The following is a 25,940-nucleotide window of genomic DNA, read 5'->3' on the forward strand; positions in this document are numbered from 1 at the left end:
TTTAACTACTTCTGCCGCAAGGTGGCAACGATGAATACTTTAATTTAAGTATGACTGCGGCGATTGCCATTCTAGTGAAACCTTAACATCAAACTCACGTCAAAGTTTGCAGGCAGTCAAACAATATCAACCAAAAAAGCGACAACATTTGGGTATGATGAAAAGGACTATCTGCGCATCGCAGTTTCCTTTAGCTTCTCAGAGTTGGAGATACTTTTATGTTGACGCTTAAAGTTGTTGTATATATAGTTGTTACCTTCTTCGTTGGCTTATTCGTCTTTGGCTTTTTGTCCAATGACCCAGCACGTAACCCTGGTCGTCGGGATCTCGAATAACCACAGGCAAGATGCCGTAGACCAAAAGGCACAAGTTCAGTGAAATTTGTTTAATGCTGAAGGGTTAAAAGTGCGCTTGAGGTTATGCACTGGGCTGTCTGTTTGCCTATTTTGACTGAAATATGACTCACGCAGCACCGCCCCCTGAATCGCATCATGTTGTGCATTTGTCGTCTACGGCAATTTCATCAACATCATCGGCGCGATCGCAATTAGCCGCAGCTAAAGACGCTACACTTTTGGGCGAAGCTGTTTCGATTGGCTATCAAGTTGAGCAAAATAATACCGCGCCACAAACTTCCTCTAGCCCTATTCCACCGTTGCAAGTTAGTGACGTTGAACTTCGCGATCGCACGATTGCGAAGTTAAAAAAAATTGCCAGCGAAACGATTGCTCAAGCACAAGAAAATAGTGATAGTAGTATAAGAACACTAGATTTTAGTGCGCCGGAGCCAGCAGCACCAGTACAGACGCCGCCAAGTCAACCTGCACCAGCAGGACGCGATCGCATCATCGAGTTAAATTCAAATTATCAAGAGTACGACGCACAACGGCAAATTGTCACAGCAGAGGGTGATGTTTTGCTGCGGTACGATGGCACAGTGTTAGATGCAGATCGCCTTCAGGTAAACTTGGAAAATCTGATCGGTGTTGGCGAAGGAAATGTGGCACTAACACGCGGACAACAAGTGATACGCGGCGATCGCTTCACCTACAACCTTGTTCAAGATACAGGAAATGTGCTGAATGCAAGTGGGGAAGTTTTCATTCCTACCGCAGGGACAGATTTTACACCGATACCTACAGATGTCACCGCTGGAGGAATCGCACCACAACCACTCAGCGATCGCATCACTGCTAATCAACCGCTACAACAAGTCACAAGTCCTGGTGGTATTACCATTGGTACAGGGTCTGTACCACAAGGAGGACAAATCCGCCGCCTGCGCGTCGAAGCCGACACAATTGACTTCGATCCTCAAGGTTGGCAAGCAACGAATGTCCGCATCACCAACGATCCGTTTTCGCCGCCAGAGTTGGAACTACGCGCGGATACATTAACCTTGACACGCGAGACACCCACGCGCGATCGCATCAGAACAACAGGACAGCGCTTAGTTTTTGACCAAGGTTTATCCATCCCAATTCCGCGCAACGAACAAGTGATTGACCGCCGCCAACGGCAAGTAACTCCAGGATTAGTCAACTTGGGTTACGATAGCGAGGATCGCGGGGGATTGTACGTTGAACGCAGTTTCGATGTGATTGACAGTGAAGCAGTGCGCGTTAGTGTCACGCCACAAGTTTTTGTGCAACAAGCAATAACCGAAAGTGGCGGTAACATTTTTAGCCCCGATTTATTTGGCATCAGGGGTGGCTTAGAAGCAACTTTAGGACCGCAGACAACACTAACAGGCTTAGCAGTACTTCCAGGGTTGACAGATATTGCAGACAACTTACGCGCGAGTTTGCGGCTGCGAACCCCCGTCAATCTTCTCGAAAGACCGCATGGCTTAACAGTAGAGTATAGTTATCGCGATCGCTTGTACAACGGTTCCTTAGGTTATCAAACAGTACGTAGTAGTATCGGTGGAATTGTAACTTCGCCAGTCATTCCCCTAGGAGACACCGGATTCAATCTCAGCTATCAAGCAGGAGCGCAATACATTACCGCCGATAGCGATCGCATTGATTTACTCGAACCAATCCGCGATAATAATCGGATCTCTCTGGGGCGCTTGCAAGGTAGTGCAGCACTCAGTCGCGGATTCTTACTTTGGCAAGGAAATGCTTTACCCGCAACTGCAACGCAAGGATTGCGTTATACCCCCACACCCATCGTTCCCTACGTACAACTGTACGCTGGAGTGCGCGGCGATGCGAGTTTTTATACAAGTGGCGACCAACAAACTTTATTAACCGGAACTATTGGCATCCAAGGGCAGTTCGGTAATTTTTCGCGACCATTTTTAGACTATACTGGGTTTAACCTTGCCTACTCTCAACGTATTTTAAGCGGAGCGTCACCGTTTTTATTCGATCGCGCTGCGGATACGCGAATTCTCTCCGCCGGAATCTCGCAGCAAATTTATGGACCGTTTCGCTTGGGCGTGCAGACTTCGATTAATGTCGATACAGGTCAAGAACTTAGTACCGACTATACTCTCGAATACAGTCGCCGTACTTATGGCGTTGTCCTCCGCTATAATCCAGCACTCGAGTTAGGTTCGCTGACTTTGAGAATCAGTGATTTCAACTGGGTTGGCGGTACCGATCCTTTCTCAGGTTCTGAGGTGCGATCGCCGTTTTAGGTAAAGTGCGAACAAAATTGTGTTATTCTTGCTTTTGAACTGGGTGATGGAGCTCACCATAACCGCCTATTAGATAAGGCTGATGGCTCCTACTATTCTGGCTTGCCAGAAGGTAGGACCGTTGCTGTTAACGCTTCTGTTACTCCTTTTGGCAACATCATCATAATCATAGTGATTTTTGAAGGAGAAAGAAGTGTTAGCTAGTGCGCTGTGGATTTTATTCATGGGCTTTTTTGCAGGTCAACTTGCCCAACGATTAGGAGCGCCGCCCCTCATTGGTATGATCCTAGTCGGAATTGCAATTGGTCCGCAATTCGCAGATTTTATTAGTCCTGAGGTTTTAGGTGCAGCTGATGAGTTGCGATTAGTTGCAGTCACGATTATCTTGATGAAGGCAGGACTAGGGTTAGACCGAGAAAAGCTAGCACAACAAGGAACTGTAGCATTACGATTAGGGTTTCTCCCTGCGTCAACCGAAGCAGTCGTTGTTGCTTTCTTGTCGATGCTTGTGTTTAACTTTGATTTTTTGACTGGCTTACTGTTAGGCTGTGTTGTCGGAGCCGAATCGCCTGCGGTAATTGTACCAGGAATGTTGCGACTCAAGAGTTTGGGTTGGGGAGTTGCTAAAGGTATTCCCGATGCAATTTTGACTGGAAGTGCGCTATCTGATGTTTTACTTTTATTGGTGTTTAGCTTATTACTTAACTTCTTAGGACAGCAGGAAGGGGAACTAGTAACACTTTTCGGAATTACATTATCTCCTGTACAACTTTTACCGTTTCAGATAGTTCTAGAAATTGTTTTGGGATTAGTTGCAGGTTTTGTCTTTGCGCGCTTATTGGTACTTGTGTTAGTTAAGCAAAACTGGACGCGCAATATTGTTCAGGACATGATTATTGCAGCAGGTGCAGCACTATTACTTGTAATTTTCACAGAAGTCTTTCCCTACTATTCTGGTTATCTGGCTGTCATGGCGATGGGGTTCTTTTTAATTGAATTTGATGCACCCCTAGCGCGGTTGATTCGTGGTGGATTTGACGTATTGTGGACAATAGCAGAGATTGTCTTATTTGTATTACTAGGAGCAACTATTCAGCTTCAGGTATTAGGAAATGTCCTACTACCTGGGTTGTTACTTTTAGCAGTCGGTTTAGTTATTGGTCGTGGAATTGGTTGGTATCTCTCCACGTTAGGTAGCAACTGGACTTGGAAAGAAAAAGTCTTCTTGCTTCCAGGAAATATGGCAAAGGCGACAGTACAAGCCGCAATTGGTGCATTACCTTTAGCCGCAGGAATTGAAGGTGGCGAAATTATTTTGGCGATCGCCGCGCTCTCGATCTTGACAACGGCTCCCATTGGTGCATGGGCGACGCAAGTATTTGCTCCCAAACTCTTAGAAAAAGGAGAAGTCGATCCTACCAAAGTTGCAGTTACAGGTCGTCCTGTGTTTCTAGCAGCAGTAGATACTTCCCCACTGGCAATTCAAGTCCTCCGCAAAGCGGCTGATTTAGCACGACGTAGCAACGGTGAAGTGATTGTGTTGTACGTTGATAACTTGGGAGACAAACGCGCTGTAGACGAACTAAAAAGCAAAGCTAATCAAGTCCTGGCAGATATTCGCTATGAGTTTCTCACGCAGTCGGGTGCAGTTCCAGAGGCGATCGTGCAAGTTGCGCAAGCGCGTCAAGTCACAGATGTTGTTATTGGTAAACGCGGACACCGCGTTTGGGAAGAAGTCGTTCTTGGTTCTGTGTCTCAAGCGGTCTTAGAAATGAGTCCGATTCCAGTGATTACAGTAGATAGCTAAATTTAGTAAGTGGGGAAAAATAAATATAATTCCAAAGCTGGTAATTGGTAATGGGAAGCACCAATTAATATTAATTCCCAGTTACGCCGTCACCATGTCTCTCTATATGTTAAGTAAGCCCGTCCTTTTCGCGCATTCATTACTTCATTCCTGAGCTTACATCAAGAAGATTTTCCTAGTCTCTGATCCCTCTTTCTGATGTCGAATCGCTTTAACCACTGCCAGAATTTGAATAATAATTTTTCTAGCCACAGCATCGCATGGTCTAGCCATTCGAGGACTTGCTCTAAAGGATGCTTGACATAACCTACAGCGATCGCATTAACGTCGATCCACTCAGAAGTAGGATTAATTTGGGCGGGATGCGGTTGTGGCGGTGGTTCAGAAGTGACAGAAGCGATCGCCTTGGTTCGTCTTACTTTAACTAATGCAGTAACTGCATTAATTTTTGGCTTGAATCTTTGCCAACCATTAATTAATTTCTTGCGCAGGGAATCACTTGTTTTATTTTCAGGAAGCGCTTTATTTGGTATTTGTGTCGATGCTGTTGCTTGGGCTTGGGCTTCTACTTCTCCAAATAGGTCACTCAGCGATAACCAAGGATCTTCTATCGTTGGTAAGGAAACAGCAGGTAATTGAGATACAGGGCGATAGGGTATTCTTTTGGGTTGCGTCTTTCTAGAGAATTGCAAAGATTTTGTTGCTGATGTATCTTTTCCTATTGTGTTACCGCTACTTCCAAAAAAGAAATCAATTGCTGCCCAAATTAATGCTTGAATTTGGAGAGTTTGATTTTTAGAATTTTCAGATTCAATATTGTTTTGGTTTACTGTATTCGCCAGTATAGTTGTGCTATTTAACTTGTTTTGCCAATGTTGAGTGATTGCGAAAGAATGCGATTCGATTTCAGCAAGAACGCGATCTAGCAATGTTAGCGGTGATTTTGCTGGAGTCAGTAAATTACCTGAATCTGTCTCACCGCTCATTTGTCCTAGCGTCTGGGAAGCATGCGCTAAACGTTGACAGCGCCAGTAGGTTGCGACTTCTCCCTCAATCTTTGCTTGTAGTTGTTCCTGCTGTTGCGGTGTAAAAACATCAAGAACCTCATTTTCTGTTGTCACTAAGACTAAATTGCGGTTGGCAAGTTCAGTCGCAATTGCGCGAATGACTCGTCGGTTGTTCTTCAATTTTGCAGCAATAGGTATCCACTCTACAGGTGAAGCGCTTGTAGCTTGGCGGGGTTGGAATAACTCTTTAGTCTGTTTAACTAGATGAATGAGACTTTGTGGTAAAAACCAAGCGAGGATATTTGATTGGGGTTGCTCATCGTGCTGGGGTACCTCAAGCTCTTCAGTAGGTGTTTCAAATAGCTGCAACACTTGCTGAATCGGCGTGTCAGCGCTGGGAGTTGCTGGCGGGGAAGAATCTTGTTGAGGTACTTGTAGTTGTGGTGACGCTGGCTTTTGAGCAAATTTAAGCTTCCGCGTTGATTGAAATAAAACGTAGAAAGGATACAAGACGGCTGGTGCTATCCAACTGGTAGCAAATTGAATTTGGCGAAAAGCGCGATCGCATTGTTCTGTAAACCGCCGCGATTGCTGGTGAATAAAATTGAAGAGTTTGCTTTGATAGCGACCAGAAGCCGAAGCCATAATTAGGGATTAGGGTTGGGTAATGGGTAATGGGTAATGGGTAATAAGTATTTTTTCCAATTACCAATTATCAGTGACCAGTCTTCTTGTTACGTTAATTGTTACTTACTCATGTAACAATCTGATTTTATCGAAAACATGACCTCCACAGTACCTCAAACTTATAGCAACTTAATCTCCTCTACTATTGAGAGACTTCGTCTTTGTACTCAAGTCAATGTTCAACCACGTTGGCGAATTTTAGATGAATCGCAAACTGAAGTAAAACTTAATGCAAGAGAACACATTGCTTGGTCAGCGGGGCAAAAAGTACTGTGGTTAACCCAAAAATTTGTCATTCCCAACGATTTATCAGGGTATCCAATTGCAGATTTAAGTTTGCGCTTAGCGCTTACTTGGTGGGCGGAAGCTGCACAAATCTATGTTAACGGTCAACTTGTCCAAGAAGGCGATTTATTTGATTGTTCAACGCGCGTATTACTAAGTTCAGCAGCAACGCCAGGCGAAGAAATCACAGTGAGTTTACGCTTGGTAAGTCCTAAACACGATGCTGGAGCTTTAGTGCGATCGCTTTGCATTTATGAATCCACCGACACCGCCTATCCGGAACCAGGCTTTATTGCAGATGAATTCGCGGTTTTACAGCTATATTTAGAAACCTTCGATCCTGAAAAATTATCAATCCTCGCGACAGCGCTTGCACAAATTGATTGGTCAATTCTACCCAACAAGCACGCATTTACAGAATCGCTCCTCGCAATTCGTTCCTCAGTGCAATATTTAGCACGCGAGATTAAGCAACGCCAAATTCAACTTCTCGGTCACGCACACCTAGATTTAGCTTGGTTGTGGGCAATTAGCGATACCTGGGAAGCCGCACAACGTACGTTTACTTCAGTTCTCAATCTCCAACAAGATTTTCCCGAACTGATATTTTGTCATTCTACGCCTGCGCTTTATGCCTGGATCGAAGAACATCGTCCTGATTTATTCGCTGCAATTCAACAACAAGTAAATGCTGGGCGCTGGGAAATAGTAGGCGGATTGTGGGTAGAACCTGAACTTAATTTAATTAGTGGCGAATCGATTGTCCGTCAGCTATTGTACGGTCAACGCTATGTTTTAGCTAAATTTGGCGCGATGTCTACCGTAGCTTGGCTACCCGATAGTTTTGGTTTTTGCGCTACGTTACCGCAGTTTCTCCAGCAAGCCGGAATCGAGTATTTTGTCACGCAAAAGTTACTGTGGAACGATACAACCAAGTTTCCCTATGGTGCTTTTTGGTGGCGATCGCTGGATGGAAGTGCAATACTAAGTCTCATGTCTGCCCCGATTGGTGAAGGTATTGACCCAATCAAAATGGCAACTTATGCCTGCAATTGGGAACAGCAAACAAGTTTCAAAGCTTCACTCTGGCTTCCTGGAGTTGGCGACCATGGTGGTGGTCCGACTCGCGATATGTTAGAAGTCGCTCAAAGGTGGCAAAATTCCGCTTTCTTCCCGCAACTGCAATTCGCGACAGCCCAAAAGTATCTCCAGCAAATCGCAGAAAATGCAACTCACCCCGCGTTCCCTGTTTGGCAAGATGAACTCTATCTCGAATTTCATCGCGGTTGTTACACTACTCATGCCGATCAAAAGCGCTGGAATCGCCGTTGTGAAAGATTTTTGTATCAAGCAGAGTTGTTTGCCGCACTAGCTAATATCACTGCTAACATGACTTACCCCCAAGCTCAACTAGAAGCGGCTTGGAAGAAAGTTTTATTTAACCAATTTCACGATATTCTCCCTGGTTCTTCCATTCCGGAAGTCTACGCCGAGGTTAACCCAACTTGGGAAGCAGTTGAACAAGTTACAACCGAAATCACCCAGCAATCACTTTGTGCGATCGCATCTCAAATTAAATTACCGCCACCCCCCTATCCTGACGCTCAACCCTTGGTTGTCTTTAATTCGCTCAACTGGCAACGTTCTGAAGTTGTGAGCGTGACATTACCCGACGCACAAGGTTGGGGCGTTTGCGACTTAGATGGAAATCAGCTACCTAGCCAAATTCTTGCCCCCAAAACTCTATTATTTAGTGCTAAAAATATTCCTGCTACAGGCTATCGTGTTTTTTGGTTGGTAGCACCTAGATCGCTAGCTAATGTTACCGATGTATTAAATAATACAACAAAAAATGAGCAAGAAAATGGCAATAATACAAAAATTATATCAGGTGTTGAGTATTACTCTGACAACAGAAAAAAATCTGAAGAGTGGACGCTAGAAAATGAATTTTTACGGGTCATTGTGGATTGTGAAAATGGAAATTTAAAGAGTCTTGTTGATAAGACGTGCGATCGCGAAATCTTGCATTCCGACGGAGGTAATCAACTACAAGGATTTACCGATAGTGGTCAATATTGGGATGCATGGAACATTGACCCAAACTACGCACAATATCCCTTACCACCAGCGCAACTCAAATCAATTCAGTGGTTAGAACGCGGAATCATTCAAAGTCGCATTCGCGTTGTGCGTCAACTCGGAGAATCAGAATTTTGTCAAGATTATGTATTACAAGCCGATTTACCGCTATTAAAAATAGAGACTCATGTTCACTGGCGAGCGCGTCATGTTTTGGTAAAAGCAGCTTTTCCGTTCAACTTTGAAACTGACTATGCAACGTATGAAATTCCTTGCGGCGCGATTCAACGTCCTACTCAACCTAAAACACCAGCAGAACAAGCTAAATGGGAAGTACCAGCGTTACACTGGGCAGATTTGAGTACAGATGATTATGGCGTGAGTTTGCTCAATGATTGCAAATACGGCTACGATAGCCAACCTCATCAATTACGCCTGACTTTATTACGCGGTGCAGAATGGCCTAACCCAGACGCAGATCGCGGAAATCATCAATTCACGTACGCGATTTATCCGCATCAAGGTAGTTGGCAACAAGCCCAAACAGTACGACGCGGATACGAGCTAAACTACCCGCTACAGGTGATGTTAGTGTCACAAGGCGATCGCGTTTCGCAAAACTTACCGCCAGTAGGCTGTTTTCTTGATTTATCAGCAGACAACTTGATTGTGATGGCATTCAAGCAGTCCGAAGACAATTCACAGCGATGGATTTTGCGTTGTTATGAATGTCACGGAGAATCGGCACAGTTGGATTTCAAGAGTGGCTTAGATTTAGCGATCGCCGAAACGGTTGATTTATTAGAGCAAACAACATCTACTGCGCGATCGCCAACTTACAACGTTGCGCCTTGGAAAATTTCTTCTTTTACGGTGAAAAAGCTATCGTAGCAAAGTCAGATTCACCACAATAGCTTTTTGTACTTTACGCCAAAGTCTTAATCCTCATGGTCTTCAAAAGGATCGCTCAACTCCTTAGAAGGAGGACCAAATGAGGTATAGATCGACAATGCTGTAATCGCGATAACAATGGCGGCAAGAGAAATGCTAAGAACTGTTGCGGGTTCCATGGGCTAGATTAAAATTATGAGTCCTATTCCTATAGAATATTACAGAAGATTAAAAAATGCTGTTGTAACGAATCTTAAGGTGACTCATGGCACAACGGACTTGGTTGGGAGATATTCTCAAACCCTTGAATTCTGAATATGGTAAAGTGACCCGTGGGTGGGGAACGACGCCACTTATGGCAGTATTTATGTTGTTATTTTTTGTATTCTTGCTGATTATTCTGCAAATCTACAACTCTTCTCTACTCTTTGAAAGACCAGACATTTCTCCAGATTGGACAAACATGGGCGGTTAATTCCGCTTCTCATCAAGCGGGAAGCAATGATTTATCCCGGTTCGACCGGGTTTTTTTATGAAGTTTTATACTGGAGAATAGGTAGTTAGTGACTCAAGGAGAACAAAAGCGTGAATATTTTTGGAATCGGTTTACCAGAAATGGCTGTCATCATGATTGTGGCGCTGTTAATCTTTGGTCCTAAGAAACTACCAGAGATCGGTCGCAGTATGGGAAAAGCAGTCCGCAGTTTTCAAGAGGCTTCTAAAGAATTTGAGCAGGAATTCAAGCGCGAAGCTGAACAAATTGAACAAGCAGTTCAGACAACCGCACAATTGGAACCCAAGCAAATCGCAGCGGCTGAAGCTTCAGAAAACAATACAACTTCGTCGCCACAAAGTTAAGCTTGGGATCTGAGTCAAAGAGAAACAAGCTAGTCATGACCAAAGCGACTCCACAATCAGTGGTTATTCCGCAACTGATTGTCGGATTGGGAAATCCAGAACCGAAATACGAACAAACTCGACATAACATCGGCTTTGCGGCGGTAGATGCTTTAGCACGTTCCTGGAAAATACCCCTATCAGAAAATCGTAAGTTTCAGGGAGAATTTGGCGAAGGCGTCAGCCCAAATCATGAAAAAATTCGCTTACTTAAGCCCTTGACTTACATGAATAATTCAGGACAGGCAATTCGTGCGGTTACTGATTGGTTTAAACTGCCTCCTGAGTCAATCTTAGTGATTTACGATGATATGGATTTACCTGTCGGAAAAATCCGGTTGCGTTTATCCGGTTCGGCGGGAGGACATAATGGCATGAAAAGCGCGATCGCGCACCTTGGTACGCAAAATTTTCCCCGTCTGCGGATTGGCATTGGTAAGCCACAAAAAGTTGCTGATAACGGTAATACGATTTCGCACGTTTTAGGGCGATTCTCTCCCTCAGAAAATCAAGTTGTCACTAAACTTTTACCCTTAGTCGTTGAGTGTGTTGAACTGTGTTTAAAGCAGGGAGTCGAAAAAGCAATGAATCGCTACAATACAGTTGATTTAGTTGCAACTCAAGATTTCTAACTGACTCAACAAAAGCAAAAGCAGACTTTGCAATCGCAAAGTCCACTCTTTTCACTTACATTCATGAATTCTTTTGATGTTCTTCCAGTGGCTTGCCGAACTCAACGAGATCAAGCACAACTGGTAACAAAACATCTTATCTAAAACGTCTCTTCCGCCGCGCTGCAACTGCTTTACGCTTGCGCTTTTCTTGCGGTGTTTCAAAATGCCGATGATATTTCACATCTGCGAGAATGCCAGCTTTTGAAACTTGGCGCTTAAATCGCCGCAAAGCTGAATCAATACCTTCATTTTCTCCTAGAACCACTTGGGTCATTATTGCTCCTTTCTGAATACAACTAATCTAATTGTAATGCGGCTTTAGGTCGATCTAAAAGTACAGCTTAAACATAGCTTAGAGGTCAGTTATAGAGCAGAGGAAGCAGGAAAGCAGAGGAGTTAAGAAATTTCTCGAAACTAGTAACTATTCACTAGCCACCCATCACTAACCACTAGCCCCTCGCTCGCTCTTACTTAATAACGTCCTCGCGAGAACTTACCGTTACTACCGCCACGATTGTCACGATAACGATTGCCTTTGTCTTCACGCGGCTTAGCTTTGTTAACTTTTAAGCTACGTCCCATCCATTCAGCGCCATCTAAAGCATCAATCGCTGCGGTTTCTTCGGCTTCAGAAGACATTTCTACAAAACAAAAACCACGCGGACGACCTGTTTCGCGATCGGTGGGAACTTGAACTTGTTTGACGTTGCCGTACTCTCCAAAAACTGCAAGGATATCTTCTTGGGTAACTTGGTAGGATAAATTACCTACGTAGATCGACATGCAATATCTCCAAAAATCAATTTCGTTAGTAAAGCTCCAGTTTCGGAGATATGCTCGTCAACCCAGAAAAAATGTTCTGTAGCAAAAACAAAGCTTTCAACCGAATCTGACTCACGGCTGCTAATTTAACACAAAATTTAGCGAGAGGGGTATGGAATAACGCGTCAGAGCAATTCAAATTTACAATGTAGCAGAGTCAGGAATAAAAACTCATTTTAGCAACGCTTTTGGAGCTTCAGAATACCCTGATTTCCCCTAAATCGATTATCAACTCTATTTTTTCAACGTCTGCTGCTACATTTTATAGCGGTGGCAATTCTTCAAAAATTGTAAAGCGGATGTGATTGATGGCAATATCACCCAGCGAAATTTCTGCGAGTGGTAAGCCTTTACTTGTTATCGTCTCAAACGGTATGCCTTTACCAATTTCGATGTGATACCAAGCTAAGCCCATAAAAAAGCGCGAAGGATAAGGTCCATTTTCTACCACATCATCAGGGTTAGACTCCATAGGCAACCATTTATCTAACCCTGGTACGTAAAATTCTAACCAAACGTGATTAAAGTCTGGTTGCAAGGGAACGCCTCGTTGTTCGGCATAAGGAGGACACTTGTAGCGACCAATTGTACGACAGGCAATACCATTAAGCCGCAACAGCGCCAGTAAAACACCAACATATTCACCGCACGAACCAATACCGCGGTCTAAAACAACATCGGGCGTATCGATATGCGGTTTAATACCGTAGGATAATTCATCGTAAACATAGTTACGAATTTTGTAAGCTTTACGCAAAAGATTCGTTTCGGTACCAACAGCTTCTTTAGCTGCTCGACGAACAATGAGCTGATCCATCGCTAACTCATCATCATCTACCAAGTACCGCGACTGAAATTCTGGTGATAAGTTGGGAAGATTTTCAACGTCTCTGGGAGTAAGACGATATTTGATACCGCGTACCTCGATGAGTGCTCTCCAACCAAAGATATGTCTTTCACTCGGTTCAAGTCTATCAAACTTGAAGACAGCAACGCGCTGTCCTTCGACAACTTCCTCGGTGAAAGGTAAACCAATCGACTCGACGTGTTTGACTTTTTGACGATCGGTTTCTGCGGGTAGAGCGATGCGCCACTCAACTTGCTTTAAAGCATAAACATCTTCTAACGGAGCAATTTCCTCCGCATAAATCATCTCTAGCAAGTAGCCGTTTGACAGCGCGTAGTGTTCGCTGGGATTGTAGTAATAATCCAAAGGATGGACAAACGTGCGATCGCGATACGTTAATTCATGCGATGGCTCGGCATTAGGGTTATCGCGGATGTAGGCTTCTTCATCAGCATACGCAACATACAGCGTTTCTCCACCTTGATGAGGATAAAATGCTAAACCTGTAGGAGACGCAAACGGAGTCAACACGCTAAACTTGATGTCTCCCGTGGCGCGTTCTAGGCAGTAAACACTTTGTTCGGTTGTATCGCAAACCCACAATTCTTCATCGCGAACGGTAATATTTTCTACCCCAACGCCTGGCGCATAAAACTGCGTAATTTGACGTTTTGTTTCGCGGTCAAAGATCAAAATATAGCCAATTTTTTGACACGTTACATAGACGGTTGATTCCCACACCGCAACGCCATTTGCAGGATAAGGTAAAGTCACAAACTCTTGTAACTTAAAATCATTGAAGTGGCAAAAATACACTGTATCTTCGCGCGTCAACCAAAGTGTATCCTTCCACAAAGCTATTCCTGTGACATCAACAAATTCGGAAGTCGCGTGGGGATTGACGATCGTTGTGTTGTCGTTGGTAGGATCGATTTGTAGTAAGTGTCCTTTGACCGGATCGATAGCAATAAGTTTACTGTCAACAAACGCAATGCCATGCAAGGCAGCAGCACCGATTGGTCGGATGGTACGCCGTAGGTTGCTAGAAGAAGTGGGTGTAGCGGAAGTCATAGACACAATAAATAAGCCTTTACCGAATGTCTGGACGCTTTACTTTACAAAAATTTGAGAAGACACCCCATGAAACTCCAGCCTGTATTGATGCTATACAGAACTCAGTTTAATGCTAAATGCGTAGCAGAAATTCTGACTGTTTAGTAGGAACACTCCAAATTAAAGGAGTAATTTTCTTATTAATGACTAGTTTGACTTTACATTGATTTTTACCCTTGACTCAAAGCATGAATTTGCAATTAGTTCACCCAGATTAGCTTGCGATCGCAATCCCACGCGTCTTGCCAAAGAACTAAGTCTAGAGTAAAGCCTTGTAGATAAGTCAGTATACATATAGCTCACAGGTAGTAGCTAATCTATGATTAATGTCTATACTCCTTTGCCGAGAGCTATTTCATGTCTGCACATTCTCTGCCTGAGTCAACACCTGTATGGCATGCCTTGGATGTTGAGAAGACTTTACAGCTATTAGCGAGCGATCGTACAGGTTTAACCTCAGAAGAAGTTAAACAACGCTTGCAAAAATACGGACTCAATGAACTGAAAGACACGGGCGGTCGCAGTTCCTGGGTAATTTTTCTCGATCAGTTCAAAAATATCATGCTCGTGATGCTGATCGTGGTGGCAATTATATCAGCATTCTTGGACTTGCAGGATAATGAATTTCCTAAAGACGCGATCGCAATTGGTTTAATTGTTGTCCTCAATGGTATTCTTGGCTACTTGCAAGAAAGTCGTGCTGAGAAAGCCTTAGCGGCGCTTAAGCGTCTTTCCGCGCCATTAGTGCGTGTGATGCGTGACGGCAGAATTGTTGAAGTCGAAGCCAAAGAACTTGTCCCAGGAGATATTATGCTCTTGGAAGCAGGCGTGCAGCTAGCCGCCGATGGACGCTTGATTGAAGAACAAAACTTACAAGTCCGCGAAGCCGCGCTGACCGGAGAAGCCCAAGCGGTGGAAAAACAAGCCGATATTCAACTTCAGGAAGATACTGGCATTGGCGATCGCCTCAACATGGTATTTCAAGGCACTGAAGTTGTCCAAGGACGCGCCAAGGCAATCGTTACGGCGACAGGAATGCAGACTGAACTTGGGCGCATAGCCGCAATGATTCAGTCAGTAGAAAATGAACCTACGCCTTTACAGCAACGGATGTCGCACTTAGGGAATGTGCTAGTTGGTGGTTCGCTAGTTTTAGTTGCTTTAGTAGTTGCAGGTGGGGTTCTGCAAAACAGTAATTTTGACCTGGCAAATCTTAACTTTAGTAACTTTAACGAATTGCTGGAAGTTTCATTAAGTATGGCAGTTGCTGTCGTACCCGAAGGTCTACCTGCTGTCATTACTGTTACTTTGGCACTCGGAACGCAGCGCATGGTACGCCGCAATGCATTGATTCGCAAACTACCAGCCGTCGAAACTTTAGGCAGTGTCACGACAATTTGTTCGGATAAAACAGGCACCTTGACCCAAAATAAGATGGTGGTGCAAGCACTTTACACTAATGACAAATACTTCCAAGTCACTGGCGAAGGTTATACTCCTCGGGGGCAGTTTCTGCTAGATAATCAAAACATCGAAGTTGCCGAATATCCTGAAGTTCATGCTTTGCTTGTCGCGTGCGTTTTATGTAATGATGCCGTTTTACAGCAAGAGCAATCGCAGTGGATTATTTTAGGAGATCCCACCGAAGGCGCACTGCTATCACTTGCGGGTAAGGCAGGTATCGAAAAAGACCAATGGGAAGCACGATTACCGCGCGTGGCAGAGTTTCCCTTTTCTTCGGAACGCAAGCGCATGAGCGTTATTTGCAGTACTAAGCACGAAGCACAAGATGCAATGGGGCTGGGTAATACTACACCTTATTTAATGTTTACTAAAGGTTCGCCCGAATTAACGTTAGCGCGCTGTACTCAAGTTCATCGCGGCGATCGCGCGATACCACTCACCGAAGCCCAACGGCAAGAAATTCTGGCGCAAAATAATGCTATGGCAGGTAAAGGATTAAGAGTGCTGGGTTTTGCCTACAAGCCACTTGCCACATTACCCGACGAAGGCTCTGAAGACACATCCGAGCGCGAACTCGTTTGGCTAGGATTAGTCGGAATGCTCGATGCTCCACGCCCTGAAGTCCGCGAAGCTGTGGCGCGGTGTCGCGAGGCGGGAATTCGTCCGGTGATGATTACTGGAGATCACCAATTAACCGCACAGGCGATCGCTGCTGATTTAGGAATTGCCCAGTTGGGCGATCGCGTCCTCACAGGTCAAGAACTAGAACATATAAGCCAACCTGAACTCGAACAACAAGTCGATCTTGTCAGCATTTACGCGCGAGTTTCCCCAGAACATAAATTACGCATTGTCCAAGCGCTACAAAAACGCGGTAGGTTTGTGGCGATGACAGGTGATGGCGTCAACGATGCACCTGCATTGAAACAAGCCGATATCGGCATCGCGATGGGAATTACTGGTACCGATGTCAGTAAAGAAGCAAGCGACATGGTACTACTTGACGATAACTTTGCAACCATTGTCGCCGCCACCGAAGAAGGTCGAGTTGTTTATACTAATATTCGCCGATTTATTAAATACATTCTTGGCAGTAACATCGGTGAAGTTTTAACCATTGCCGCTGCACCACTAATTGGTTTAGGTGGCGTACCACTAAGTCCATTACAAATTTTGTGGATGAATTTAGTAACAGATGGTTTACCCGCGCTTGCTTTAGCCGTCGAACCTGCTGAACCAGATGTGATGAAACGCCCTCCGTTTAGTCCGCGAGAAAGTATTTTTGCCCGCGGGCTAGGATTTTACATGGTGCGCATTGGCATTATCTTTGCAATCATCTCGATTACTTTGATGGTATGGGCTTACTACCAGACGCATACCCCTGAATATCCTCGCGATCCTAGAACGTGGAGAACAATGGTATTTACTACCTTGTGTTTAGCACAGATGGGTCATGCAATAGCCGTTCGTTCTAACACCAGATTGACCATCGAATTAAATCTTTTCTCGAACCGTTACTTGCTTGCAGCTGTTATCGTCACAGCGATTTTGCAACTGATGCTCGTGTATGTGCCACCACTAAGAGCATTTTTTGATACTTTTTGGCTCAGTCCATTGGAACTGGCAATTTGCTTTGGTTTTAGTACCTTACTATTTGTATGGGTCGAATTAGAAAAGCTGTTCTTTCGGATTGTAAAAAGACACTAGGAGTAAGTGGCTAGTAGCTAGTGGCAAGTTCGAGCTAATTAATGAAAGAGAAACTAGCCCCAGTCAATAGCGTGAGGACACTATAAAAGCTCGTAGTGATTTCCCCTGCACTCTCTACCCCTCTGCTTCCTGAATGACTATGTACCTAAAAACACTACATTTACAACAATTTCGCAACTATCAAGAGCAGTGGGTTGATTTTTTGGCGCCAAAAACGATTTTGGTGGGTAATAACGCGCAAGGCAAGTCAAATTTATTAGAAGCGGTAGAACTGCTAGCAACATTGCGATCGCATCGCAGTCCGCGCGATCGCGATTTGATTCGCGACGGAGAATTGATTGCCAGAATTAGCGCAACATTAGAACGCCAAACAGGTATCGCTGACTTGTCGTTAACGCTGCGGCGCAATGGTAGACGAACAATTGCGCTCAACAGTGAAAATATCAGGCGACAAATGGACTTTTTGGGCACGCTGAATGCCGTCCAATTTTCTAGTCTCGACCTCGATTTAGTGCGTGGCGGACCCGATCAGCGCCGCAATTGGTTAGATACATTGTTAATTCAGCTAGAGCCTGTCTATGCGCATATTTTGCAGCAGTATAACCAAGTGTTACGCCAGCGAAATGCTTTGTTAAAAAAAATTCAAAGTGCAGAAGCTGGCAATCAGAATTTAGAAGAATTGGCAGTTTGGAACGAGCAATTAGTCAACGCCGGTGTGCGAGTGATTAGAAGGCGATCGCGGGCAATTGCTCTTTTAGCTCCGGTTGCGGCTAATTGGCACGAAAGTATTAGTGGTAGTACTGAAGTGTTACAGGTGAAATATACACCTAATGTCGTTTGGGAAGACGAATCAGAAGGATTACAGCAAGCTTTTGTAGAAAAAATTGCGACAAGAGCGATCGCCGAACAGCATCAAGGGACAACTTTGGTAGGTCCCCACCGCGATGAAATTGAGTTAACAATTAACCAAACACCCGCGCGCGCCTATGGCTCTCAAGGACAGCAACGAACTTTAGTTCTCGCGCTCAAACTTGCAGAACTCAAACTGATTGAACAAGTAGTTGGCGAGTCCCCCTTACTCTTACTCGATGATGTCTTAGCTGAACTCGACCTTCACCGCCAAAATCAATTACTCGATGCCATTCAAGAGCGCTTTCAAACGTTGATTACAACGACACATTTAGGCTCGTTTGATGCTCAATGGCTCAAAGCCTCTCAAATTCTGCACGTTGAATCAGGACAGATCGCATAGAACTAAGGTGAGGAAGCACAGAGGCTTCAAAAGCAGAGGCGCAGGGGAGCAATAGTATTAGATTACTTAATATAGTCCTAAGTCGTGGACTTTGTTTTTACAACCAAGCATCTCTATTAAATTCTGCGTTTAATTTGCTTAAATAAACTGAGAACGAGTAAAGCGAGTACTGCACTAATTAGCGCTAGCTGCCATAATCCACATCCAGCGACAACACCTAAAGCCGCCGACACCCAAATCGCTGCTGCTGAAGTTAACCCGCGAATATCTGCAAGTTCGCCATCACGATTGCGATCGCGCGTTGCACGCAGAATCTCACCTGCACCGAGGAATCCTATACCAGCAGCAATACCTTGAATCACGCGGCTGAGAGCATCAGGACTTTCTGAAGTCATACCCATTTGTAGTGGAATGAGTACGAATATAGCCGAACCAAAGCTGACGAGCATATGAGTTCTTAAACCGGCTGGTTTTTTGCTAAGTTCGCGTTCTAAGCCAATGATTGCTCCCACAACGAGTGCAATACATATTCTGAAAACAACACTTCCTAAGTCGCTCGGAGAAACATAGTAAATACTTGTCAAAGTTTTTTTCACTCCAACGCTCACAAATTTAATTTATATCTAGCAGTAAATTACCTCTATATCACTAAAGAGCTATGCCGATAGGCGAAGCTTGAATCGTAGGGGTACGCGATCGCAGAATTTATGTGTTAGTTTGTAAATCCTGATTTTTTGAGGGCTAAGCTATGGCACAAATTAACTAATCTGCTCAGAAGGAATACTATAGATACTATAAAAAGTTTATAAAGCCATTGGTAACTTAATCGCAGTTGCTCGCGAGTGCGACTTATAAGTAATTCTACTTAAATAGGCTTTTGCGCGATTCAAACGTTTCATGGAACCGGACTTACCCTCGAATCTACACCAACCACGTCGCACTTGGATTCCTTATTTTGTATTAGTAGTGACCTTACTACTAACTGGAATGGCAACTTACTACGTAGCACTCACTGCAAGAACCAAAGACCAATTGCGCTTTGACAATGCCGTTGAGCGTACCAAAGATGATATCCAAAATCGCCTAGATACCTATATTTCGCTGCTACGTAGCGGAAGTGGTTTATTTGCAGCAAGCGATGCGGTGACTCGTGCCGATTTTCGTGCTTATGTAAATCAGTTGCAACTTCGCGATCGCTATCCAGGAATTCAAGGTATCGGGTTTAGTGTAAGAGTGTCAGCGGCACAAAAAGATGCCCTGATTGCCGAATTGCGTCAACAAGGCGTACAGCTAACAATTCGTCCAGAATACGAGCGTAGCGAATACCATTCAATTATTTACCTCGAACCGCTAGACCGCAGAAATCAAGCCGCAATTGGGTTCGATATGTTTACAGAAAAAGTTCGCCGTGCGGCAATGGAACGGGCAAGAGATACAGGTAACGCTGCAGCATCGGGAAAAGTCACGCTTGTTCAAGAAATTGACCGTCACAAACAAGCAGGATTTTTAATCTACTTCCCTGTTTACAGAAACAATTCAAACCCGAAAACAGTCGCGCAAAGACAAGATGCATTACTAGGATTTGTTTACAGTCCATTTAGGGCAGATGACTTACTGCATGGTATAGTTAGTAAAGATAAATATTCCTACGTAGATTTTGCGGTATATGATGGCACTGCAATTGCGCCGCAAAATTTACTGCATCGTTCGCATCCAGACAATACTAACAATCAACCGCGCTTCACAAAAACAACGACTATTGATATCGCCGGACGTACCTGGAGTTTAGTTTTTACAACACGCCCTGAGTTTGCTAGTGCTTCCGAGGCTGGTTCAGTACCGTACATCTTCTTCGGAGGAGTCGCAATTAGTCTAGTATTATTTGGATTGACGCGATCGCAAGCTCGTGCTAAAACGATAGCCCAAAACGCAGTTGCCCAAATGCACGAATCGCAAGCTGCACTGCGGACGAGTGAATCGCGTTTTCGCTGCTTAGTTGCAGCGGATATTATCGGTATTATTACGGCTGATTTAGACGGTAAAATCCTGGAAGCTAATAATGCGTTTTTACGCATGGTGGGATACGACAAAGATGACCTCAAAGCAGGATTGCGGTGGGACGATTTGACACCAGCTGAATATCAGCATTTAGATCAGGTGGCAAGTCAGGAAATTAGAACATCTGGCGCTTGTCGTCTTTTTGAAAAAGAATATATCCGCAAAGATGGTCAGCGCATTCCGGTTCTACTCGGCGGTGCAATTATCGAAGGCAGTCAAGATACTTGTATTGCTTTTGTCCTCGATCTGACCGAACGCAAGCAGTTAGAAGTTGCTTTACGCCGCCAAGCTGAAGAACTCACCGAAGCAAATCGCCTGAAAGATGACTTTTTAGCAGTCGTATCGCACGAACTACGCACGCCATTAAATGCCATGCTTGGTTGGGTACAATTATTGCGGAGTCGTCAGTTTGATGAAGCAAAAACGGCGAAAGCACTAGAAGTGATCGAACGCAATGCGAAAATTCAAACGCAACTTGTTGAAGATCTCTTAGATACTTCGCGTTTGATGCGCGGTCAGTTACATCTACAAATGCGTCCTGTGGATGTAGCCCGTGTCATAGAAGCTGCGATTAATACTGTACAACCAGCAGCAGCAACAAAAGAAATTCAAATCAAAACTACTACTTCTGAGGATGTTGGTTTAGTTTGGGGTGACAGCGATCGCCTACAACAAATTGTTTGGAATCTGTTATCAAATGCGGTGAAATTTACTCCTGAAGGCGGTCAAGTTGAAGTTAAACTGAATTGTGTCGATCGTTATATTGAAATTCAAGTTAGCGACACAGGGATTGGAATTAGCCCTGAGTTTCTACCGCATGTCTTCGATCGCTTTCGCCAAGCCGAAAGGGCGACAACTCGCTCAAGCAGCGGTTTAGGACTGGGACTGGCGATCGTACGTCAACTGGTAGAATTACACGGTGGCACTGTTGAGGCTCAGAGTGCTGGATTTGGACGCGGAGCGACTTTTATTGTGAAACTTCCACTGTGGAACATTCAAAATGTCGCAACCGAAGATCTGATGTCGCGCAGTCAAACGCGATCGCCAAAGCGAATCATACGTTAAAAATGTGGAAGAGATACACTGGCTGGAGCAAATTCAACCTTCGCAGCGTACTTTAGTAGGCAATCGAGCATTACAACTGAGCCAATGGCGCCAACGCGGCTATCCAGTCAAACTAGGTTTTGTCGTATCGAGCCAAGTATGGCGAACGTTGTTAGCACAGCTTTTAAGTTCAACTGATACTCTACTAGATGCTTATCTTCACCTCAACGTCGATGATTGGCAGCAGCTACAACAAGTAGCACAAAAATTACGTCAAGCGCTCGTCGCGCAAGCATCGTTAGTTATTGATTTAAGCCACACAATCGCGACAGCCGCGCAGCACTGGACGACACTCATTTGGCATCCGGATCTCATTTTACCAGCAGGAACACCGCAAAACTTACAAAATGTTTTGGAATCGCAAGTAAGTACTCATCATCCTACAGCGATCGCCCAAGCTTTGCTACGCACTTGGAGTCAGTTATTGAGTGCGAGAAATTTATTTTATTGGCAGCGGGTTGGTATTGATTTACAACAACTTGATGTGGCTATCCTCGTGCAACCATTACACAATGCGATCGCTTCTGGAACACTCAACTGTCAAACTGACAAATTAGAAATTCAAGCAAGTTATGGATTAGGGCTAGCAATCGCTCGTGGTGAGGTAATTCCTGATTTTTACTTGGTAGATCCAAAATCGGGAATAGTGCGATCGCAAAAGCTGGGATACAAAACGATTGCTTATGGTGTTGCTCACCTACCCGTACCTGCAGGATTTATACGTCATACATCTTTTAACAACCAGAATGACTTACAAGTCTATCTACTCAACACCGAACAACAGCAACGATATGTCTTGCAACAAGATTTACAGCGATTAATTCATCTAGGACAGGAACTGATTCGTATCACCAATTCCGCAACAATTTGCGAGTGGGCGTTAGAAATAGAAGGCGAAGGCATTGAGCCGCAGTTAGCGATCGCGCAATGCCGCGATTCTCTGGTTGCAGGAGAAACCCACGCTCAAATAATGCCTGCACCATCTTCCGCATTGCTGCAAGGGCTAGCCGCTGCCCCAGGACGCTCGATTGCGCCTGCGTACGTTGTTTGCGATCTTCAAAAGACACCGCACTTACCACCAGGAGTTATTGTCGTCACAACCGCGATCGCACCCGAGTGGTTACCCTTACTACAACACGCTGCGGGCTTTATTACTGAGCGCGGTGGCTTAACTTCACATAGTGCGATTTTAGCTAGAGAACTGGGAATTCCTGCCGTTGTCAATGTAGCCAAAGCAACTCAAATCCTGCAAACCAATGATTTAATCGATCTTGATGGCAATCAGGGAGAAATTCATCGTTTAAGAGGGTATCAAACGCGATCGCACTTGATGACAACGCCTCGCCTTCTCGTACCAAATAACCGTTCTCAAGCAATTCGCAGACAAGTCAATAAATCTGTAACAAATTATACTGTACCAATCGCGACTCAAATTTTCCTCAACTTAAGCCAGCATCATCTCTTAGATAAAGTACAAAATCTACCAGTGGATGGCTTAGGCTTGTTACGGTCTGAGCTGATGGTATTGAATATGCTAAAGGGACAATCGATACTCGGATGGTTGCCGCAGCGCCAGCAAGAATTACTCGAACTTTGGCAAGAACGCATTGCGCAGTTTGCCCGCGCCTTTGCACCAAAACCAGTGTTTTACCGCGCGCTCGATTGGCGATCGCCTGAGTTTCAAGTACTTTCTCATCCAGCGATATCGACAGGTCAAATCGATTCTACCTCCGGCTATCATAGCATCGTGAGTTATTTGCAAGACCCCACGCTGTTTGATTTAGAACTGACCGCTTTAGCAGGTGTACGACAAGCAGGTTACGATAATATTCACTTGTTACTACCGTTTATGCGGACGGTAGAAGAATTTGTCTTTTGTCGGCAGCGAGTTGAGCGAGTCGGATTAACTCAATCTCCGCAGTTTCAACTGTGGATTATGGCAGAGGTACCATCGGTGTTGTTTTTGCTTCCAGAATACGTTGCAGCTGGAGTTCAAGGTGTTTCGATTGGTACCAATGATTTAACGCAGTTACTACTAGGAGTCGATCGCGATTTTGAGCATTTAGCAACTTTTGACGCCCGCCACCCTGTAGTCATGCGCGCGATTGCCCAAATTATTCAACAAGCGAAACAAGCAGGCATTCCTTGCGCGATCTGCGGTCAAGCACCTGTTTTGTATCCCGAATTAATCGATTCTTTGGTGGACTGGGGGATTACAGCAATCTCAGTAGAAGCCGATGCAGTAGAAGTGACGTATCAGGCGATCGTTCGCGCCGAACAACGCTTACTTGTAAAGAGTGCGCGTCATCAATTACAGCCAGAAATTAGCAAGTTTGCTACAGAATTACCGCCAGAAAATCTGGAATATTAAAAAAAAGTAAATTGCTTAATTTCACATTCTTTCACCTATAGCCAAATCAGCTAACTGCAAGTTAAATTAAAAGCTCTCTCTTAAGGAAGGTGCCAAAAAGTTTTTTTTGAACTTTTTTTGATGTAGTTGTCTTTAAGAAAGCGGACGAATATGAGTAGAAGTACAAAGAGATAGCTAGGAAGTCTACAGATTACTGACACTTGTATGTGAAGAGTATGTAAAGATTGCTAGAAATTATCGTCCTTTGCGCGGCTATTTGTTAAAGTTTCTGTGAAGTGTGACTTGCAATACACACTGTTTTTACTCCTTCCTGGTAACTAAAGTCATGTTTCTTTCGTCATTGCAGCGCTTATCGATAACAAATATAGACTCCGTAAATGTAGCGAGAAGCATAAAATCGAGCTAATATGTTTACTAAAATTAACCAAAGTATCAGAAATGCTGCTAAATAGAGGCAAAAACTCGATGTTATTGTAAACTTTAGCAATCTTACTCCTACATAAAAGTTAATAAAGCAAGGAACTTATTTTCCAGGATTCAGTCCATGTCTCGGTAAACCCTCACACAATCAGTAACTGTTTATTGCACAACGTTCTCAAAATGAATTAAATATTATGTGTAAAAAAGTGTACCTTGTAGTGATGAATATTCCGAATTATTACTAGGGAAGCCGTAAGTTAAACAAAGTTCTTGATGTAATGGTGACAACAAAAGATTTTCCCAGGTTCTAGGGTGGAGGTGCAGCTAATGACGTCTACGACTTCCTTATCAATTAACAAATTAGATCTCCGCGCTCCCGTATTCACGAGATTTCGCAGAGGCACAGGTGTCAGGTGGCTGCGTGTCATATCATTGATGTCACTTGATGCCGCTATGTTATACACAGCATGGCACTTGGCAGAAAAGCTTGGCACCCCACTCGATTCTCCCTGGAACACGGCTTACAATCCGTTCTCGATTTTGCCAATCATAGCAACTGAAATTGGGTTAATCGCAGCTAAAAAACTGTATGATGCAAGGCAAGAGCGACGAGATTACTTCAATCTTGTCAAGGCGCTGACGATCGCGCACCTACTCTTGTTACTCGCAGCATTTTTCTATCAACCAAATGGCTTTGTTTCGCGTTCTACTTTTGTTTTGTCGTGGGTATTTAGTATATCGCTAACGTTTGTTGCTCGTTTTGCCTTTGATAGCACTGTAGAATACGTACGCAAGCAAGGAGCGGTTTGTTATCGTACCTTTATCATTTCGCGCCCAGAAGATCGAGAGAAAGCGAATCGATTGCTTGCGCGAGAAAATTGCTACAAAGTTTTAGGCTGGGCTGATGTGAGTGCTTTGGTAGCAGATAAAGATCGCCTCGACGCGACGATCGAGCAAATATGCAGTTTAGGCGTATCCGAAGTCTTTGTTTGTTCGTGGGCATCGATTAAAAGTCGGATGTTTCTTTACTGGAAACTAAGGAATGCTGGAATTACGCTACATATTTTGCCAATTGATGTTGATTTAGAAGGAATTCAAAGAAATCTAGAACTCAAGATGGTAGGTGGATTACCAGCACTCAAGCTGTCTCCTCCATTAATTACTGGTAGTGACTTTTTGATGAAGCGTTGCTTTGATTTTATCTGTGCCACAAGCTTTGTTTTACTCGCTTCACCGCTGTATCTCTTAATTGCGTTACTGATTAAAATTGACTCTCCAGGTCCTATCTTCTACAAGCAAACTCGCATTGGCTTGCATGGTAAGCCATTTAAGGTATGGAAGTTCCGGACGATGGTTGTCAATGCAGAGAAATTGCAAAAAGAACTCGAAGCCAAAAACGTCAATAAAGACGGAATTCTCTTCAAGATTAAGGACGATCCTCGAATTACGCGTGTGGGTAAGTTTCTCCGCCGTTACAGCTTAGATGAGTTACCGCAACTGTTTAATGTGATGTTTGGCGAGATGAGTTTGGTAGGTCCGCGTCCGTTACCAGTGAGAGACGTCGAAAAGTTTTCGGAACATCATTTTATTCGCCAGGAAGTTTTACCAGGAATTTCAGGATTGTGGCAAGTTTCTGGTAGATCAGATATTACGGATTTTGAACAGGTAATCCGCCTCGACGTCACTTACATGGAAAATTGGTCATTATGGTTAGACATGCAAATCTTGCTGCAAACCGTCATGGTGATTGTGGGTAAAAAAGGCGCCTACTAACTTGATGTGTCTCTATGCATAACCTCCAGCTA

Annotated in this window: 18 protein-coding genes and 1 riboswitch; of the genes, 12 read left to right on the top strand and 6 right to left on the bottom strand. The window is 44.2% G+C overall.

Going from position 1 to position 25,940, the window contains the following annotated elements:
• The first annotated feature begins 218 nt into the window (after positions 1-218).
• From B1A85_RS09405 to B1A85_RS09415, 3 genes are all read left to right on the top strand, one after another.
• Positions 219-335, top strand: a complete 117-nt coding sequence (locus B1A85_RS09405; RefSeq protein ID WP_104546642.1) for a photosystem II reaction center protein I — start codon at positions 219-221, stop codon at positions 333-335.
• 122 nt (positions 336-457) lie between these two features.
• Positions 458-2,647, top strand: coding sequence for a DUF3769 domain-containing protein (locus tag B1A85_RS09410; RefSeq protein WP_104546643.1), 2,190 nt, complete (start codon positions 458-460; stop codon positions 2,645-2,647).
• Between the two features lie 33 nt (positions 2,648-2,680).
• Positions 2,681-2,746: riboswitch (Fluoride riboswitch) on the top strand.
• A gap of 94 nt (positions 2,747-2,840) precedes the next feature.
• Positions 2,841-4,454, top strand: a complete 1,614-nt coding sequence (locus B1A85_RS09415) for a sodium:proton antiporter (protein ID WP_104546644.1) — start codon at positions 2,841-2,843, stop codon at positions 4,452-4,454.
• A gap of 161 nt (positions 4,455-4,615) precedes the next feature.
• On the opposite strand, the gene B1A85_RS09420 is transcribed toward B1A85_RS09415, so the two are convergent.
• Positions 4,616-6,106 (bottom strand): hypothetical protein, encoded by a 1,491-nt coding sequence (locus B1A85_RS09420; protein ID WP_104546645.1) that lies wholly within the window; start codon positions 6,104-6,106, stop codon positions 4,616-4,618.
• A gap of 138 nt (positions 6,107-6,244) precedes the next feature.
• On the opposite strand from B1A85_RS09420, the gene B1A85_RS09425 reads away from it, so the two are divergent.
• Complete coding sequence (locus B1A85_RS09425) at positions 6,245-9,406, top strand: alpha-mannosidase (RefSeq protein WP_104546646.1); 3,162 nt, start codon at positions 6,245-6,247, stop codon at positions 9,404-9,406.
• A 47-nt stretch (positions 9,407-9,453) separates the two neighbouring features.
• Here B1A85_RS09425 and psbN read toward each other — a convergent pair whose 3' ends face one another.
• Positions 9,454-9,585: a photosystem II reaction center protein PsbN gene (gene psbN, locus B1A85_RS09430; protein ID WP_015188789.1), complete on the bottom strand. Its 132-nt coding sequence runs from the start codon at positions 9,583-9,585 to the stop codon at positions 9,454-9,456.
• 86 nt (positions 9,586-9,671) lie between these two features.
• On the opposite strand from psbN, the gene psbH reads away from it, so the two are divergent.
• The 3 genes from psbH (at position 9,672) to pth (ending at position 10,935) form a co-directional block, all read left to right on the top strand.
• A complete protein-coding gene (gene psbH, locus B1A85_RS09435; protein WP_104546647.1) occupies positions 9,672-9,881 on the top strand; it encodes a photosystem II reaction center phosphoprotein PsbH in 210 nt (69 codons plus the stop codon).
• A 110-nt stretch (positions 9,882-9,991) separates the two neighbouring features.
• The gene (locus tag B1A85_RS09440) at positions 9,992-10,264 is read left to right on the top strand and encodes a TatA/E family twin arginine-targeting protein translocase (RefSeq protein ID WP_104546648.1); all 273 of its coding nucleotides are present in this window, start codon (positions 9,992-9,994) and stop codon (positions 10,262-10,264) included.
• A gap of 35 nt (positions 10,265-10,299) precedes the next feature.
• On the top strand, positions 10,300-10,935 hold the full coding sequence (gene pth, locus B1A85_RS09445) for an aminoacyl-tRNA hydrolase (protein ID WP_104546649.1): 636 nt from the start codon (positions 10,300-10,302) through the stop codon (positions 10,933-10,935).
• A gap of 136 nt (positions 10,936-11,071) precedes the next feature.
• Here the strand turns inward: pth and rpsU are convergent, their stop codons facing one another.
• From rpsU to B1A85_RS09460, 3 genes are all read right to left on the bottom strand, one after another.
• A complete protein-coding gene (gene rpsU, locus B1A85_RS09450; protein WP_015188793.1) occupies positions 11,072-11,251 on the bottom strand; it encodes a 30S ribosomal protein S21 in 180 nt (59 codons plus the stop codon).
• A gap of 197 nt (positions 11,252-11,448) precedes the next feature.
• A complete protein-coding gene (locus B1A85_RS09455; RefSeq protein WP_104546650.1) occupies positions 11,449-11,760 on the bottom strand; it encodes an RNA-binding protein in 312 nt (103 codons plus the stop codon).
• A gap of 301 nt (positions 11,761-12,061) precedes the next feature.
• Positions 12,062-13,717: a transglutaminase family protein gene (locus B1A85_RS09460; RefSeq protein ID WP_104546651.1), complete on the bottom strand. Its 1,656-nt coding sequence runs from the start codon at positions 13,715-13,717 to the stop codon at positions 12,062-12,064.
• Between the two features lie 399 nt (positions 13,718-14,116).
• Here B1A85_RS09460 and B1A85_RS09465 point away from each other — a divergent pair, with 399 nt between their 5' ends.
• Together B1A85_RS09465 and recF are read left to right on the top strand one after the other, a co-directional pair.
• Complete coding sequence (locus B1A85_RS09465; protein ID WP_104546652.1) at positions 14,117-16,930, top strand: cation-translocating P-type ATPase; 2,814 nt, start codon at positions 14,117-14,119, stop codon at positions 16,928-16,930.
• Positions 16,931-17,069: 139 nt separating this feature from the next.
• Positions 17,070-18,182: a DNA replication/repair protein RecF gene (gene recF / locus B1A85_RS09470; RefSeq protein ID WP_104546653.1), complete on the top strand. Its 1,113-nt coding sequence runs from the start codon at positions 17,070-17,072 to the stop codon at positions 18,180-18,182.
• A 116-nt stretch (positions 18,183-18,298) separates the two neighbouring features.
• On the opposite strand, the gene B1A85_RS09475 is transcribed toward recF, so the two are convergent.
• Positions 18,299-18,766 carry an MgtC/SapB family protein gene (locus B1A85_RS09475; protein WP_104546842.1) on the bottom strand — a complete coding sequence of 156 codons (468 nt, stop codon included), beginning with the start codon at positions 18,764-18,766 and terminating at the stop codon, positions 18,299-18,301.
• A 313-nt stretch (positions 18,767-19,079) separates the two neighbouring features.
• Between B1A85_RS09475 and B1A85_RS09480 the strand changes: the two genes are divergently transcribed.
• The 3 genes from B1A85_RS09480 (at position 19,080) to B1A85_RS09490 (ending at position 25,908) form a co-directional block, all read left to right on the top strand.
• Positions 19,080-21,305, top strand: a complete 2,226-nt coding sequence (locus B1A85_RS09480; RefSeq protein WP_104546654.1) for a CHASE domain-containing protein — start codon at positions 19,080-19,082, stop codon at positions 21,303-21,305.
• Positions 21,306-21,309: 4 nt separating this feature from the next.
• Positions 21,310-23,715, top strand: a complete 2,406-nt coding sequence (locus B1A85_RS09485) for a putative PEP-binding protein (protein WP_104546655.1) — start codon at positions 21,310-21,312, stop codon at positions 23,713-23,715.
• Positions 23,716-24,462: 747 nt separating this feature from the next.
• The gene (locus B1A85_RS09490) at positions 24,463-25,908 is read left to right on the top strand and encodes a sugar transferase (protein ID WP_104546656.1); all 1,446 of its coding nucleotides are present in this window, start codon (positions 24,463-24,465) and stop codon (positions 25,906-25,908) included.
• The last annotated feature ends 32 nt before the right edge of the window (positions 25,909-25,940 follow it).

Source organism: Chroococcidiopsis sp. TS-821 (assembly GCF_002939305.1).
In the GTDB taxonomy this organism is placed as follows: domain Bacteria; phylum Cyanobacteriota; class Cyanobacteriia; order Cyanobacteriales; family Chroococcidiopsidaceae; genus Chroogloeocystis.

Excerpts from the sequence above, each read along its gene's own strand:
- B1A85_RS09405 (WP_104546642.1), top strand. The coding sequence starts at position 219 with ATGTTGACGCTTAAAGTTGTTGTATATATAGTTGTTACCTTCTTCGTT.
- B1A85_RS09410 (WP_104546643.1), top strand. The coding sequence starts at position 458 with ATGACTCACGCAGCACCGCCCCCTGAATCGCATCATGTTGTGCATTTG.
- B1A85_RS09420 (WP_104546645.1), bottom strand. The coding sequence starts at position 6,106 with ATGGCTTCGGCTTCTGGTCGCTATCAAAGCAAACTCTTCAATTTTATT.
- B1A85_RS09425 (WP_104546646.1), top strand. The coding sequence starts at position 6,245 with ATGACCTCCACAGTACCTCAAACTTATAGCAACTTAATCTCCTCTACT.
- psbN (WP_015188789.1), bottom strand. The coding sequence starts at position 9,585 with ATGGAACCCGCAACAGTTCTTAGCATTTCTCTTGCCGCCATTGTTATC.
- psbH (WP_104546647.1), top strand. The coding sequence starts at position 9,672 with ATGGCACAACGGACTTGGTTGGGAGATATTCTCAAACCCTTGAATTCT.
- pth (WP_104546649.1), top strand. The coding sequence starts at position 10,300 with ATGACCAAAGCGACTCCACAATCAGTGGTTATTCCGCAACTGATTGTC.
- rpsU (WP_015188793.1), bottom strand. The coding sequence starts at position 11,251 with ATGACCCAAGTGGTTCTAGGAGAAAATGAAGGTATTGATTCAGCTTTG.
- B1A85_RS09455 (WP_104546650.1), bottom strand. The coding sequence starts at position 11,760 with ATGTCGATCTACGTAGGTAATTTATCCTACCAAGTTACCCAAGAAGAT.
- B1A85_RS09460 (WP_104546651.1), bottom strand. The coding sequence starts at position 13,717 with ATGACTTCCGCTACACCCACTTCTTCTAGCAACCTACGGCGTACCATC.
- B1A85_RS09465 (WP_104546652.1), top strand. The coding sequence starts at position 14,117 with ATGTCTGCACATTCTCTGCCTGAGTCAACACCTGTATGGCATGCCTTG.
- recF (WP_104546653.1), top strand. The coding sequence starts at position 17,070 with ATGTACCTAAAAACACTACATTTACAACAATTTCGCAACTATCAAGAG.
- B1A85_RS09480 (WP_104546654.1), top strand. The coding sequence starts at position 19,080 with ATGGAACCGGACTTACCCTCGAATCTACACCAACCACGTCGCACTTGG.
- B1A85_RS09490 (WP_104546656.1), top strand. The coding sequence starts at position 24,463 with ATGACGTCTACGACTTCCTTATCAATTAACAAATTAGATCTCCGCGCT.